Origin of the sequence: Streptomyces sp. NPDC086080, assembly GCF_044540255.1 — a bacterium.
In the GTDB taxonomy this organism is placed as follows: Bacteria; Actinomycetota; Actinomycetes; order Streptomycetales; family Streptomycetaceae; genus Streptomyces.
The window spans coordinates 1-14,053 of the sequence record NZ_JBITRU010000008.1 but is presented as its reverse complement, the minus strand read 5'-3'; the positions used below and the strand labels follow the sequence as shown (position 1 = coordinate 14,053).

Below are 14,053 nucleotides of genomic sequence, written 5' to 3'. Positions count from 1 at the left end.
CAGATGTACCACGTCAAGTGGTACAGGCTCAGATACCCCTAGAGGGTATGTGGCCCTCGGGGCCCTCCTGGAGGGCGTCCAGCCGATGCTTTGGTGACGGCGGGCTCGGCCGGTCAGAAGAACTCCTCCGAACCTCGACCACAGGCCGGGCGGCTCACGCCGCCCGCGGGTGTGTGGTCGAGCACGAGAAGCCGGTGACTCCGTGGGGCATGCACCCGACGGAGTCACCGGCTTCTCGCATCTCATCCAGGCTTGCAACGCGTGTGGCATGGCCGTGGTGGTCGCGCGCGCCCTCTCTAGCCCCTGTCGACGACCCTTTCGTGACCCCTTTAGTAACCATCCATGACCTCAGTCGCCCCTCTTGTTGACTGGTGGCTCAATCGTTGCGAAAGGCTGCTCTGATGACATAGAGTCAAGATCGCGTTCCATTCGATTACGAGTTCAATCGGCTTCCCACTCATCGCCGGCAGGAGCTCGATCACGATCGAGAAAGCAGCAACATGACGCCTCCTGATGCCCCCACATCCGTACCTGCCGCCGGTTCCAGCGCCGGACCGCGCACCAACCCCGTCGCCGACGTCCTGGCCAGTGTCATGGGGTACTTCTCGAACCGCGACGACATGGCTCCGCAGAACGAGATCGTCACCTACGTCACCGCCGCCTACCTCGACCAGATCGACCCGACCGATCCTCCGACACCTCGCGTGCTGGAGAAGGAGCTGCTGGCGATCGTGGGCGGCGTCATCAAGGCCGAGAACTTCAAGGCTGCCGTGGCCGCCGAGAAGTACCCCCTGCCGAGATATCTGACGTACTGGCAGGTCGCGCAGATCCTCCTGCGTCTGCACCACGTCATCCGCATCGCGCCCAACGCCAAGGACACCGACCGCGAGTACGACCTGCTGGCGATGTACCAGGCCACGTCCCGCGCGCGCGGGACGTACACCACCAGCGAGGACGACATCCGCACCACGGCGCGCATGTACAACACCCAGCTGACCCTCAAGGAGTTCGCCGAGGTCCTGGCCGTTTTGCGCGAGGACAGCCCGCGTCGGCACCAGAGCACGAACCGCGACTTCATCGCCGCGCGCAACGGCATCGTCTTCTACGGCACCGAGCCGCTGGACGTCACGATCTTAGGCAAGGACTTCCACTTCGAGCCCAAGCAGGTCCACCCCTTCGACCCCGCCATCGTGCTGCTGACCAAGAACGACGTCGACTACGTGGACGACGCCCCGCAGCAGGTCATCACGCACCCCAAGGACGGAGACTGGGAAGTCGTCGCCTGGATCGACGAGCTCTTCGACCAGCCTGGTGACGAGGGCCTCGCCGACCTGATCTGGGAGATCATCGGCGCGATCATCCGGCCGCACGTGCGCTGGGGCAAGACCGCCTGGTTCTACTCCGAGCAGGGCAACAACGGTAAGGGCACGCTCTGCGCGCTCATGCGCAACCTCGTTGGCAGCGGCGCGCATACCTCGATTCCGCTCTCGGACTTCGGCAAGGACTTCGCGCTCGAACCGCTGGTGCGCGCCAACGCGATCATCGTCGACGAGAACGACGTCGGCACCTTCATCGACAAGGCCGCCAACCTGAAGGCGATCGTCACCAACGACGTCATCCAGATCAACCGCAAGTACCGGATGCCGATCGCCTACCAGTTCTTCGGCTTCATGGTCCAGTGCCTGAACGAGTTCCCGCGTGTGAAGGACAAGTCCGAGTCGTTCTACCGCCGGCAGCTCTTCGTGCCCTTCACCAAGAGCTTCACCGGAGCCGAGAAGAAGTACATCAAGGACGACTACCTCCAGCGCCGCGAGGTCCTGGAGTACGTCTTCTGGTACGCGATCAACCGCGCCGGCGCTTCATGTCCGGGTGACTACTACCAGCTCTCAGAGCCGGTGGCCACCAAGGAAGTCCTGGCCGAGTACAAGGAGGCCAACGACCCCGTGCGCGCCTTCTGGGAAGAGTTCCGCGGGCGGCTGGTCTGGGACCTGGCACCGTTCACGTTCCTCTACGACCTGTACAAGGCCTGGTTCGCCGATGTCTCGCCGTCGGGCTCCCCGGTGAGCAACAAGCAGTTCATCACCGACCTTGTGGCGATCGTCCGGCCGGATGCCCTGTGGCACTGCCCAGACAAGAACCGCAAGATCCGGCCCGGCCAGATGATGCACACCCCCGAAGTGCTCATCGCCGAGTACGAGCTGAAGAAGTGGATGCACCCGAGCTACACCGGCAGCGACCCGAAGAAGAAATCCCAGCCGACGCTGCAGGCCAACTACCGCGGACTGCTCCGGCACACGGGCGCATCCGCCCCGACCGACGACACCACTGGCGAACAGGACTGATGCACCCATGGCTAAAACTGCTGGCGCATTCGGCGAACTCACTCAGGCCGTACTCGAACTCGCCCGCGGCCACGGCCGCCTGATCACGGCGATGTACGACGTCGCGCGCGAGCAGCGGATCACCAACCTCATCGTCCGCTCGCAGGTCACGGCAGATCCCGTGGAGAAGGCCCGGCTCATGAGTGAGGCGTCCCGGCGCATGGATACCCCGCGCCGGCGCTCTCCTCACGACTCCCTCTGAGGCCACGCGCGCCTCCTCCCCAGACACCGGCCGTGATGGTCGGACCGACGAAAAGAGATCCCCATCATGACCACACAGCGAACACCCGTCACGGCATCGAAGGCGCGCTTCACCTTCTACGACATCGAGTCGTTGTCGGACGTCTTCACTCTGTGCGCCTACACCCCGCGGCCCGACAGAGCCGTCGACGACCTGGAAATCTTCTTCCTCGCCGACGACCATCAGCTCTCCGACGCCGTGGACCCGCAGGCGCTCTATGAAGCCGTGGTGCGCTCCAACCCGGGCCTGCCCGCGGTGAGCGTCCAGCTGTGGAACCTGCACGGCGAGCGGGGCAACCTCCGCCTCGCCGAGCTGATGGGCCTCTCGAACGCGGACCAGGTCAACGACCGCAGCGAGGTCTCGTCCTATCCGGCGAGCCTGCGCCCGGTCTGCGACACGGATCCCGAGTACGACCCGCTGAAGCACCCGTTCCTGGCCGGGTACAACTCACTGAACTACGACATGACCATGCTCGCGCTGTACCTGATGGAGACCTTCCCGGCTCCGCACTCCGGTCGTCTTGTCCAGCCGACCACCGCGCGCGAGATGCGCGAGCACAACGACAAGCTGTTCAACGAGCACATCGAGTACATGCCCGGCTACCTCGGCTGGGACGGCCCGGCTGCCAAGATCCGCCGCGCCATGATGCACTCGGGTCGGCACCTGGACGTCGCCCGTCTCAACGAGCTGCAAACCAAGGTGAGCCTCAAGCGCCTGCTCGGGATGCTCGGCCGCCAGATCAAGGAGTCCGAAAAGCTCAGCCACGACACCTCGATCGCCGCGATCGAGGATCTCTACGAGCTGCTGGCCTACAACGTCTCCGACTGCCTGGGCCTGGCCCAGCTCTTCCAGCACCCGGCCTACGCCAGCAACTTCGACCTCAAGGCCGGTCTGCTGGCGCAGTACTCCGAGACCGTCTACGCCAAGAACGGCTCGGTGCGCCGGGACCGCCTGACCGTCGACTCGTCCTCGGCGAAGTTCGTCGGCCGCATCCTCGCGCCGTACACCTCGCTGAACGACATCGAGGCCGTGTCGTTCCTCTATCCGGCCAAGGAGGTGGCCGAGGAGCAGGGCATCTCCCAGGTCAACGTGCTCGACGAGTGCGTGCGCTTCTTCGAGGAGAACGTGGCCTCCGACCCTGCCAAGGGCCCAGCCACGACGCCGGCACAGGCGAAGGCGCACCGCCAGTTCATGCAGGTCGTCAACTACTACCGCTCGATCGAGGGGCAGAACTTCAACGACTCCGAGGAGTACCGCGACCTGTTCGACCTCCCGGCCAAGTCCTTGCGTGAGCTGCCGAAGACGCCGAACAACGTGCCCTACTTCCACCGTGACGCCTCCCCGTCGTCGTGCTTCGCCACGTTCAGCACAGGCGGCATCCACGGCGCGGAAGCGGACATGACAGTCTTCTACGCCGACTCCTTCGAGCACCGAGAACAGGCAGCCATGATCGGCCTCGCCAAGCTCTTCTACCCGGACGCGAAGGACTTCGTCGCCGAGGCCAAGCGCCAGCACAACCTGCTCGCGCTGCCCGACGGCACGACCGTCGACAAGCGGCTCGTGCTGCTGGGCTCGGACCCGAAAAAGGTGAAGTACCGCAAGCCGAAGAAGGACGACCCGGACCAGGCCGAGAAGCTCGCGCGTGCGCAGGCCCAAGTGCCGGATCCGGCCCAGCTGCTGGACACTCAGCGCCCGGACACCGAGGCGATGCATGTGCGCCTGGCCGACGGGACCGTGCTCGACGGCAAGGTCGTCCTGGCCGTCACCTCGGCAATCAAGGCCGTCTATCGCGATGAGCCGGCGAAGAAGGCACCCGCGCTGTTCACTGCGAAGGCCGACAAGTCCACCAAGCTGCACCCGAGGTTCGCACGGACCTCGGCAGGCCTCGTCGTCCACGAGGACTTCACGAGCTACTACCCGAACCTGCTGCGCAACATGAGGGCGTTCTACAATCCCGAGCTGGGCGAGGACCGCTACACGACGATCTTCTTCGAGAAGGAGCGCCTGGGCTTCGAGATGAAGAAACCGGGGATCTCCGCCGAGGAGAAGGCCCGGCTCACGACCTTGCGCAACGGCACGAAGCTGATCCTCAACTCGGCCTCTGGAGCTGCTGACGCCGCGCACCGGACCCCGATCAGGATGAACAACCGCACCATTTCGATGCGGATCATCGGCCAGCTGTTCAGCTGGCGGATCGGGCAGGCCCAGACGCTGGCTGGCGCGCGGATCATCTCGACGAACACCGACGGCCTCTACTCCGTCGTCGGCGGTGAGAACGGCTTCGATGAGACCACCAACAACCGGGTGCTCGCCGAGCAACAGTCCGCCATCGGCATCGACATCGAACCGGAGCTGATGTTCCTCATCAGCAAGGACTCGAACAACCGGCTCGAGCTGGAGTCGCCCAGTGAGGACCGGAGCGTCGCCGACAGCCCGATCATCACTGCCTCCGGCGGGACGCTGGCCTGCCACGCGGGTCCTACCCCGACGAAGTCGCTGGCCCACCCGGCCGTGATCGACTTCGCTCTGGCCCGCTACCTGCAGACCGTCGCCAACAGGGGAGAGGAGGCTCTCGCCGAGCCGTTCGATCCCGTGCTGGGCCGGAAGATGATCGAGGAGGCGATAGACCCGGTCGATCCCGTGCGGACGCTGCTGCTGTTCCAGAACGTCCTCGCCGCCTCGCGTGGATCAATCACCTACCCGTTCGCCGCCGACCCGGTCAGCGCCGGACCCGACCGTGACGACAACGAGGACTCCGATGCGCAGCTGGTGAACCCGCGGGCCCTGCAGATGGTCAACCGGGTTTTCATCGTCCACGACGGCACCGATGGTGCCGTGAGTTTGCACAACGCCGGCGCATGGAAGGTGAGCCCGGCCAGCCAGAACAAGCGGCGCGAGTCCGGCAGGGCCGGGGTGCGACGTGACCCGATCGCGCTGGAGATCCTGCGCCACCACGGGTGGGCGAAGAACCGCAGCGAGGCCAGCACCTCCGACGGCCTCACGCTGCTGCCCGATGACCAGGACGTCGTGATCCGCCGGATCAACGGCATCGACCCGCACTGGTCGGTGATCGTCGTCAACGACGACCTCCGCGCGCTGCCGGCCGCCCGAATCGAGCAGCTCATTGGGGCGATCGATCTCGTCATCTACACCCGGATGCTCGACGAGACGTTCACCAAGAACTGGAGAAACGCCGCCTGATCAGCGCCTGCACCACCGCCGGACTGCAAGGTGCCGAGCCGGGTCGATATGACGCAACCCGGTACATTGCGGCTTTCCATGACTATTCCCAAATGAATCCTCGCAAGTAATTCACTTTAAGTCGTAATTGCGGCGAAAGTCGAGTCTGGCTCGTCGCGACAAGAGAGTTAGAGGTGTCATGTCCCAGACCGCACTTTCCGTCCGCACCGACGACCCCGTCACCTCCTGCGAGGCCGCCCTGAAGGCAGTGTCGGGCGCGTCCCGCGTCCGCCCCGTCGTCCCGGAGGTGCTCAGCGAGTCCGGCCCGCTCACTCACGACGAGCTCATCGCCGCGTACCACACCCGCATCGTCATGAACCCGGACGCACCCTGTGCTTCCGAATCCGGCATCCGCACCCGGCTCAAGGAGCCCGGCAACACCGGCCTCGCCACCGAGGACTCCGAAAAGGGCGTCTCCCGTTTCGGCAACACGGCCAAGTGGTGGGTTGCCGTCGAAGCCGACGATGCCGCCTTCGCCTACTTCGAAGACGCTGACGAGGACGAGCTGTGAGCGCCGCCACCGGAGGAACCGGGAGCACAGGCCAGACGGTCCAGCCCGGTCAGCGCTGGCGGCGCAAAAGCGACAGGATCCTGACCACGGTCATTCACGTGGATTCGCCCTTGCGGTTCCGGCGCTCGGTCCAGCACCGGGCGCGGCGTCGAACGGTCACCGAGCTGGACTCGTTCCTGAAGAAGTACGAGCTCGTGTCCGATGCCGTGCCGACCGACACCTCCGCCCAGGACGACGACGCCCAGGCCAAGCAGGAGAAGAACACAACCCGCGAGGGCATCCTGGTCCGCCGGGGCCAGATCTGGGAGGACCTCGACACCCGGCAGGACCAGCGTCGCGTCGTCGTCGAGTTCGTCAAAAACGGCAGGGCCCGAGTCCGGGCCCACTACGGCACGAGGCGCTCGACCATCAGCGTCTCCCGGATGCACAAGCATTCCACGGGCTTCCGCCTCGTCGAGCCCGGTGAGCTGAAGTACGGCGTGCCGACGGTCTCCTCGGACGAGACGGCACAGCGCTGATGGCTCGCACGCGCGAGAGCACCATCGAGGACTACCTCCTCAGCCAGTGCCGGGCGCACGGCTTCCTGTGCCTGAAATTCGTCTCACCAGCCCGCGGGGGAGTGCCCGACCGGATCGTCGTCGCCCCCTGCGGCACCGTGTTCGTCGAGGTCAAACGCCCCGGCGGCCAGCTGCGGAAGCTGCAACAGCTCACGCACGCCAAGCTGCGCCGCCACGGGGCCGAGGTTCACGTCGTCGACGACAAGCCGAGCGTCGACATCTTCATCGCGAACCTCCTCAAGACCTCATCCGACCAGCAGAGAGCAGCACCATGACCCATAGCCGCCCAACCTGACCTCGCAGAACCGCACGGCGCAGAACGCCGGTCTCGACATGCGCCGACTCATGGCCGAGGACCATGCTGAGGTTCCATCGTCGGACTCCGCTCAGGAACCCAGACCGGCCCAAGAGATCACGGTGGCCCAGGCGTTCATCCAGCACAGCACAGCCTTCACCGCCTGGTTCGACACCCAAGAAGGCAGCCTTCCTACGGATACGCCGCTGAAGGTGACCTTCGCCGAGTCCGATCAGCCGCTATTCGAGGTCATACGCGCGGCCGGAAGATTTCAAGTCCAATGAGACGGTTGTGATGCTATGAGGTTTGTGGTGCGGGTTCCCTGCGCTTGGCAGGGTTGTTGATCCACGCCTGCTGGGGTATCTCGGGTGGTCGGGGGCGTCGGCCGAAGCGTTCGGGGTGGCGGGTGTATGCCTCGGCGAGGGTGACGGCCCGCTGGTCGCGGACCTCCTCGGCGGTGCCGAAGTGGACGGAGGCGGGTGTGTGCCAGCCGATGCCCGAGTGCCGGTGTTCGTGGTTGTAGTACGCGATGAAGGCGTCGAACCACTCGCGGGCGTGGGCCAGGGAGTCGAACCGTTCGGGGTAGTCCGACATGTACTTGGTGGTCTTGAACTGGGCCTCGCTGTAGGGGTTGTCGTTGGAGACCTTCGGCCGGGAGTGCGATCTCGTCACCCCGAGATCGATCAGCAGCTGGGAGACCTTCTTGCTCGTCATCGAGGTGCCGCGGTCCGCGTGCACGGTCTCGGGCACGGTCCCGTTGCGGGCGATGGTCTCGCGGATCAGCTCCTCGGCCCGCTCGGCGGACTCGGCGGCCTCGACGGTGTGGCCGACGATGTAGCGGCTGAAGATGTCGATGATGACGTAGGCGTGGTACCAGACGCCCTTGGCCGGTCCGGCCGCCTTGGTAATGTCCCAGGTGAACACCTGCGACGGGGCGGTGGCGACCAGCTCGGGCACCGTCCTGGCGGGGTGAGTGGCCTGTCTTCGGCGCTCGCCGTTCTGCCCTTTCTCGCGCAGGATCCGGTACATCGTGGAGACGGAGCAGTGGTAGCGCCCGGCATCCAGCTCGCGGGCCCAGATCTGTGCGGGCGGGAGCTCGGCGTACTCGTCGCAGTTCATCAACTCCAGTACCGCAGCCCGCTCTTCGGCCGTCAGAGCCGAGGGCTGAACCTGCGGCGAGCGGGGCCTTGGCGGTGGTGCCGGCCGCATCCGGCGGTAGTGGGTCGCCCGGGAGCGGCCGGTCAGCCGGCACGCGGCCGTAATGCCCAGCTCGCCCTCGACGCCGGTGAATGCGTCATCGACCACCGGGTCGGCGGCAGCTGTCGGCGTTCACTTGTAAGTGCACCGCCCGGTACACGCGAACGTGCACAACGCGCCGTACTCCAGAGCGCCGGGGCCACCCGATAGCCAGCCGCCTTCGGGACAGGGGACGCGGTCAAGGGTGGGGCGAAGCCCCCATCGCATGGCGACGCCCGTAGGGCGCCCTTGACGGCGGTTTCTGTCCCGCATCCTGACGAGGAGGGTGGCCCCGGCGCCCCCACCGGCTCGAAGCTCTGGGAAAGTGGTGCGCTTTGGGCTGTACCGACCGGTGCACGTTCGGGTGTACGCCGACAGCAGCCTTCAGTCCGCGCCCTCGGAGATCATTTCCAAGAGCGCGGAGGCTTTTCCCATTACCTCCAACGCGGCCTTGTTCCGGGCCAGTTCCTTCTCCAGCCGTTCCACCTGGCGGCGCAGTTTCTCGTTCTCCGCCTCGGCGGCCGACTTCTTCGGCCGAACCGGGCTGGTGCGCTTGTCGACCAGCTTCTCCAGGGCCCCGGCATCCCGCGCGGCCCGCCACTCCTTCACGTGCGAGTGGTACAGCCGCTCGCGGCGCAGGATCGCGCCCTTCTCGTTCTTCGGTGCGGCGTCGTACTCGGCCACGATCCTCAGCTTGTACTCGGGGCTGAAAGTGCGGCGCTTCGGCCGGGGAGCCGGGCCGGATCCGGCGGGCTTGGTGCTGGTCATGAGGGGGTGGTTCTCCTGTCGTGCCCTCTCAGGCTAACCCGCCGGAGCGGGGCGTCTCACCACAGGCTGACAGAGAGGGGCTGAAGCCGAGACCGAGGCCAAATCCACGCCCCGGGCGCGGGGGTTCAGATACGAGGTCTGCCGGCAGCCCTTCAGCACTGTGGCTGCTCTGGGCTCGCATCGGCGAGTCCACCGCGATCGTGCCGCGTCGGTCCCCGCAACCAGAACCGACTCCGACATCACTCGCGAGATTCCGCAGAAAGCGAAGCACGACTTGCCGGCACCCACGCACCAGGCAACACCGGTTGGCGCAGCCGAGCAGCCTGACGGCCCGGTGGCAGTGCTGCAACGCGTGCGACAAGCCCTCGGACCCGACCCGCGCGTCACGCAGCTCGAAGCGAGGGGCGCCGAGTTGGGGACCGAGGTCGCGCAGCAAGGACAGAGAGCTGACGAGGCCCAGCCCGACTCGCCCTTATTCAAGAGGCATTCCATGCCTGACTACTCACTCGAAGAGAAGGGATGACCAGCGACGTGACTACGGCTACTGCTCCATCCTCGATCTCGCTGATGCCGCATCAGCAGCAGATCCACGACTTCCTCGTTGACCACCCCTTCGCCGGCGCGTGGCTCGGCGTCGGGGCCGGCAAGACGCTCACGACCCTCAGTGTCCTGCAGACGGTCCGCCCGATGGGTCACATCCTCGTCATAGCGCCCGTGGCGATCGCCCGCTCCACCTGGATCGACGAGATCGAGAAGTGGGGCTTCCCCATCCGGACGAAGTCGCTCATTGTCGACGAGAACGACAGGAAGCTTTCCAAGGCCAAGCGTCTGAAGCGCTTCCAGGAAGTCTTCACCGATCCGCCGACGATGTACTTCATCAACCAGGAGCTGCTGACTCAGCCGTCCCAGGAGACGAAGTTGATCACGCCGGTGCCGGGCGCAGTGCCTGCCCCGACCGTCTCACCGGAGGCGACGGCGATCCTGGGTCTGCTCCAGGCACGGGGGCCACTGGGCCGAGACGAGCTGATCGACGAGTACCGTGCTCTGGTCACCGGCATCGCCAACAACCCGGTCCCCGCCAAGGCCAATATCCGCGCCTGGATTCAGGAGTTGCTCAAATCGGCCCTGGTGACGTGGGAAGTCTATGGCTGCCGAACGTGTTCCGGTGACGGCTGCCCCGAATGCCGGTTCGGTCTGATCGACCAGTTACCCATCCAGAACATCAGCGGGCGAAGGACCATCATCTGGCCGTTCCAGACGGTCATCATCGATGAGTCCCAGGGTTTCAAGTCGCACGACTCGCAGCGCTTCCTGGCCCTGGCGACGGTGCGGCCGGCCATGACCCGGCTCATCGAGCTGACGGGAACACCGAGCCCGAACGGATTGCACGACTTGTGGAGCCAGGTCTACCTGCTCGACCAGGGCCAGACGCTGGGGCAGAACATCACCGCGTTCCGCAACCGGTGGTTCACGCCGAAGATGGTGCCCGGCATGACGACGCCGGCGAAGTGGATCCCCACGGCGAACGCCGAGGCTGAGATCCATCAGGCCGTCTCGCACCTGGTGATGAGCGCGCAGAACACGAGCCTGCAGCTCCCGGCGCTCAGCATCCAGGACGTCAATGTCACGCTCCCGCCGGACCTGCTCCAGGCCTACAAGGACTTCAAGCGCGACCTGGTCTTGGACATCGTGCAGACCTACACCGACGACGACGGGAAGCTGACGCAGAGCGTCGAATCGATCGTTGCCGCGAACCAGGCGGTGCTGGCGAGCAAGCTGATGCAGTTCGCCTCGGGCACGCTCTACACCGCGGATCCTGACGACCCGGCCACGAAGGGCCGGTACGAGGTCATCCACGACAAGAAGATCGAGATGACCGAGTACCTGGTGCGGAACAATGGCGGCGAACCCGTCCTCATCTCCTATCACTTCAAGTCCGACAAGGAGCAGCTGCTCACGCGGCTCCGGAAGGCCGGCATCGACGCGCATGCCTTCGACGGCTCGCGCGACATGGTCCGCCGGTGGAATGCCAAGCAGATCCCGGTGATGCTGCTACACCCTGCCGCCGCGGGGCACGGCCTGAACCTGCAGCACGGCGGCTCGACGATGATCTGGTACACGCTGCCCTTCTCGCTCGAGCACTACCTGCAGACCAACGGCCGACTCTTCCGCACGGGCCAGACGAAGCCGGTGACCGTCCATCGGCTCATCGCCAAGGGCACGCAGGACGAGCGGATGCCCTCGGTGCTCGCTGGCAAGCAGCAGGTCCAGGACGACCTCATCGAGGCCGTCTCCGGGGACTTCAACGCCGAGCAGGCACTTCTCGCCGCCCTGGAGGAAGAGATCCGCGAGGACCTCAACGACCTCTGGGCTTCCGAGCGGGTCTAAAAGCTGAGAGGAGAGAGCAATGAGTTCTACTGACGTGCGCATGCCGAGTTGGATGTCTGGCGTCGCGATCGGGGAGGGCTTGGTCGACTCTGTCGACCAGTACATGGGTGGCCGCTTGCGCCGGCTAGGTGCGAGCGCGCTGGTCAGCGTGGTACTGGGGCAGGATGTCGACGAGTCCAAGCTCCCGCCGAAGGCAAAGGACATGGACGAGTTCGAGTCGCTGCTGGCCTCAGCCAGCATGGTCGGCTCCGTGAAGGTGTGGAAGCGCACGAGGATCGTCTACGACGTCAACCCCGACTTCGCAACCAGCCTCGTGGACATGGAACTGGACACGGAGTTTCCGAATGAGGTACTCAAGCACCTCCCTCACCCGGACCCGGTGTTCGTCTTCCGAGAGCCGCGCATCTGCAAGGCGCCCTCTGACGGGGGTGGGGAAGTCGCCGTACGCGGGTTCCTCGTCACCTGTCAGCCGCGCCCGAACCTCGTCGTCAGCACCATGGACGTAGGAGAGGATGATGACGACACATCGTATCGGGTCGTGATGATCCTGGATCTACTGCCGAAGTCCGGAAAGGTCAAGGAACGCGCCTTCGTGGAGTTGCTGATCCCTCGTGGGAGCGGCAGCACGACGGTGCGGAAGATCATCGACGAGGTCCGGGTGTCCTACGGAACCGGCGACGGCTACGTGACCCCGAACAACGACGGCTCGCTGAAAACCTTCATGTACGAGATGGCGCTGCTCGCAGTGCCGCACATGCTGTATGCCTGCTGCGCCAACCCTGACGTCAAGGAAGCCTCCGCGCCTGCGCAGGCGACTCGGGCCAAGAAGGGCGGCCGGCCGAAGCGGCAGACGACAGTGCTGCGCCTGGGCTGGCACCTGGGGCCGGCGATCCGCCGCTTCAATGCAGGCATCGAGCGCCTGCGCCGGGCCGGGGCAAGCACGGGCAAGACGGTGATCCCGCATGTCCGGCGCGGCCACCCGCACATCGTCCTGTACGGGGTCGCCAAGGCGCTCAAGAAGGTGAAGTGGTTCCCGCCGACCCTGGTCAACGCCGACCGGTTCGGCGACGAGGCCGAGGGCTTGGTCGTGCCCTTCGAGTAGTCGGCGCATCTACCAACGAAGCTGAAGAAGATCACCGCCCTCCGGTGGAACAATCGCTTCGCGTCACGTTCCGACGGGTGACAGGGTGACCCTCTCGGCTTCGCGCCCTCCGGGCGCTGACTGTGCAGTGGGGTGAACTCCTGGCCGTCTACGGGGAACGACATGGTCGTTGACAGGGCGCTGGCCTCTGGGTGTCTGGGTCGGCATAGCCGACCCGGGTGCGGGATCGATACCGGAACGGGTCGGCTGTTCATGCATCGGCCTGTTCCCCGTTGATAAGTCGGCGTCCCGTCATGGACATCCCCGGGCTCCGGTGGTGTCCCCGAGGAGACGTTTTGCTGCCACCGGCCGGACGCGAAAACGACGCTGATCGCCGAAGCCCCGAGCAAGACACCGATGAGACCCGTCAATGCACCAGCCGAGACATGCATCGGCCTCCAACCAGACCCTTAACGGCCTTCCATGAGCGCGCCCTGACGACGGGTCTAGCCATGGACATGAAGGAACAGAGCGCCTCCATCCTCTGCGTCGAGGGCAGCGCCTTCCTCTACGTCATGAGGGGGAGGCCAATCGGGGTGGGACGGTCCTATCCCGGTTCCCCGAGTGTCAAGGACCAGAAGTGATGAAGCCCAAGACCACAGAGATCGTCGACGCCACGATCCAGCTGTTCGCCGAACTCGACGAGATGGTGGGCCTGATTTCGCGCGTGCTCGCGAAGTTCCCCGCCGAGACCGTGCCCCAGCGGCTCAAGCCGTTCCTCGGCTCACCAAGTGTTGCGTTCGCGAGGCCGTCCATGAAAGGCGACGGCGAGATCGTGCTCCAGCTCGAAAAGCACAGCATGATGCCCAAGATCCAGGCCAGGATCCCCAGTGAGTGGCTGATGATGCATCAATCGGAACTGACGGCCGCCGTACGCGAGATCTACTGGGGCGACAAAGAGCACAGCCTCCGTTGCGAGCTCACCCGACTTGAGAAGTCGATCGGGGACCACAACCGGCAGGCTGAGTATCACCGTGTCAAGGCGACCGAGGCACGTCGAGAGTACGACCGTCTCGCCGCCCAACGTCGCTTCCGTAGTGTGATCTTGGTCGGGTAGGGTCCTGATCTTGTGGCGAGCGGGCACATAGCTGGTGAGACGTATCCCGAGCGGACGCGGATGGGGCTGCTGTCGCGGACCTTCACGCCGGAGCTGGTACATCTGGCGATTGAGGAGACCGGTGTACGGGAGGAGCGCACGAAGGCGCTGCCGTCGCATCTGGTGGTGTACTTCACGCTGACGATGTGGCTGTTCACGCACTTGGGGTACGGGGCGGTGCTGCGGGAGCTGGTGGAGA

13 protein-coding genes are annotated in these 14,053 nt (G+C 65.3%); 11 read left to right on the top strand and 2 right to left on the bottom strand.

What is annotated here, in order from left to right:
* The first annotated feature begins 500 nt into the window (after positions 1-500).
* The 7 genes from ACIF9R_RS12270 (at position 501) to ACIF9R_RS12240 (ending at position 7,509) form a co-directional block, all read left to right on the top strand.
* Positions 501-2,342 carry a phage/plasmid primase, P4 family gene (locus tag ACIF9R_RS12270; protein WP_399977964.1) on the top strand — a complete coding sequence of 614 codons (1,842 nt, stop codon included), beginning with the start codon at positions 501-503 and terminating at the stop codon, positions 2,340-2,342.
* 7 nt (positions 2,343-2,349) lie between these two features.
* Positions 2,350-2,583 (top strand): hypothetical protein, encoded by a 234-nt coding sequence (locus ACIF9R_RS12265; protein WP_399977962.1) that lies wholly within the window; start codon positions 2,350-2,352, stop codon positions 2,581-2,583.
* Positions 2,584-2,649: 66 nt separating this feature from the next.
* Positions 2,650-5,823 carry a hypothetical protein gene (locus ACIF9R_RS12260; RefSeq protein WP_399977959.1) on the top strand — a complete coding sequence of 1,058 codons (3,174 nt, stop codon included), beginning with the start codon at positions 2,650-2,652 and terminating at the stop codon, positions 5,821-5,823.
* Positions 5,824-6,001: 178 nt separating this feature from the next.
* Positions 6,002-6,373, top strand: a complete 372-nt coding sequence (locus ACIF9R_RS12255; protein ID WP_399977957.1) for a hypothetical protein — start codon at positions 6,002-6,004, stop codon at positions 6,371-6,373.
* A 98-nt stretch (positions 6,374-6,471) separates the two neighbouring features.
* Positions 6,472-6,891: a hypothetical protein gene (locus ACIF9R_RS12250; protein WP_399977954.1), complete on the top strand. Its 420-nt coding sequence runs from the start codon at positions 6,472-6,474 to the stop codon at positions 6,889-6,891.
* On the top strand, positions 6,891-7,205 hold the full coding sequence (locus ACIF9R_RS12245) for a VRR-NUC domain-containing protein (RefSeq protein WP_399977952.1): 315 nt from the start codon (positions 6,891-6,893) through the stop codon (positions 7,203-7,205). The genes ACIF9R_RS12250 and ACIF9R_RS12245 overlap by 1 nt, the downstream gene beginning before the upstream one ends.
* 70 nt (positions 7,206-7,275) lie before the next feature.
* Positions 7,276-7,509, top strand: a complete 234-nt coding sequence (locus tag ACIF9R_RS12240) for a hypothetical protein (protein ID WP_399977949.1) — start codon at positions 7,276-7,278, stop codon at positions 7,507-7,509.
* A 13-nt stretch (positions 7,510-7,522) separates the two neighbouring features.
* Here ACIF9R_RS12240 and ACIF9R_RS12235 read toward each other — a convergent pair whose 3' ends face one another.
* Both ACIF9R_RS12235 and ACIF9R_RS12230 read right to left on the bottom strand, forming a co-directional pair.
* Positions 7,523-8,530: an IS3 family transposase gene (locus tag ACIF9R_RS12235; RefSeq protein WP_399977947.1), complete on the bottom strand. Its 1,008-nt coding sequence runs from the start codon at positions 8,528-8,530 to the stop codon at positions 7,523-7,525.
* 315 nt (positions 8,531-8,845) lie between these two features.
* On the bottom strand, positions 8,846-9,229 hold the full coding sequence (locus tag ACIF9R_RS12230; protein WP_399977944.1) for a hypothetical protein: 384 nt from the start codon (positions 9,227-9,229) through the stop codon (positions 8,846-8,848).
* A gap of 519 nt (positions 9,230-9,748) precedes the next feature.
* Here ACIF9R_RS12230 and ACIF9R_RS12225 point away from each other — a divergent pair.
* From ACIF9R_RS12225 to ACIF9R_RS12210, 4 genes are all read left to right on the top strand, one after another.
* Complete coding sequence (locus ACIF9R_RS12225) at positions 9,749-11,617, top strand: SNF2-related protein (protein ID WP_399977942.1); 1,869 nt, start codon at positions 9,749-9,751, stop codon at positions 11,615-11,617.
* Positions 11,618-11,651: 34 nt separating this feature from the next.
* Positions 11,652-12,719 (top strand): hypothetical protein, encoded by a 1,068-nt coding sequence (locus ACIF9R_RS12220; RefSeq protein ID WP_399977940.1) that lies wholly within the window; start codon positions 11,652-11,654, stop codon positions 12,717-12,719.
* A 622-nt stretch (positions 12,720-13,341) separates the two neighbouring features.
* On the top strand, positions 13,342-13,815 hold the full coding sequence (locus tag ACIF9R_RS12215; protein ID WP_399977938.1) for a hypothetical protein: 474 nt from the start codon (positions 13,342-13,344) through the stop codon (positions 13,813-13,815).
* 12 nt (positions 13,816-13,827) lie between these two features.
* A partial coding sequence (locus tag ACIF9R_RS12210) for a transposase domain-containing protein (RefSeq protein WP_399977935.1) occupies positions 13,828-14,053 on the top strand: 226 nt, incomplete at its 3' end.

Coding starts and splice junctions, on each gene's coding strand:
- ACIF9R_RS12270 (WP_399977964.1), top strand. CDS start 501: ATGACGCCTCCTGATGCCCCCACATCCGTACCTGCCGCCGGTTCCAGC.
- ACIF9R_RS12265 (WP_399977962.1), top strand. CDS start 2,350: ATGGCTAAAACTGCTGGCGCATTCGGCGAACTCACTCAGGCCGTACTC.
- ACIF9R_RS12260 (WP_399977959.1), top strand. CDS start 2,650: ATGACCACACAGCGAACACCCGTCACGGCATCGAAGGCGCGCTTCACC.
- ACIF9R_RS12255 (WP_399977957.1), top strand. CDS start 6,002: ATGTCCCAGACCGCACTTTCCGTCCGCACCGACGACCCCGTCACCTCC.
- ACIF9R_RS12245 (WP_399977952.1), top strand. CDS start 6,891: ATGGCTCGCACGCGCGAGAGCACCATCGAGGACTACCTCCTCAGCCAG.
- ACIF9R_RS12240 (WP_399977949.1), top strand. CDS start 7,276: ATGGCCGAGGACCATGCTGAGGTTCCATCGTCGGACTCCGCTCAGGAA.
- ACIF9R_RS12230 (WP_399977944.1), bottom strand. CDS start 9,229: ATGACCAGCACCAAGCCCGCCGGATCCGGCCCGGCTCCCCGGCCGAAG.
- ACIF9R_RS12225 (WP_399977942.1), top strand. CDS start 9,749: ATGACCAGCGACGTGACTACGGCTACTGCTCCATCCTCGATCTCGCTG.
- ACIF9R_RS12215 (WP_399977938.1), top strand. CDS start 13,342: ATGAAGCCCAAGACCACAGAGATCGTCGACGCCACGATCCAGCTGTTC.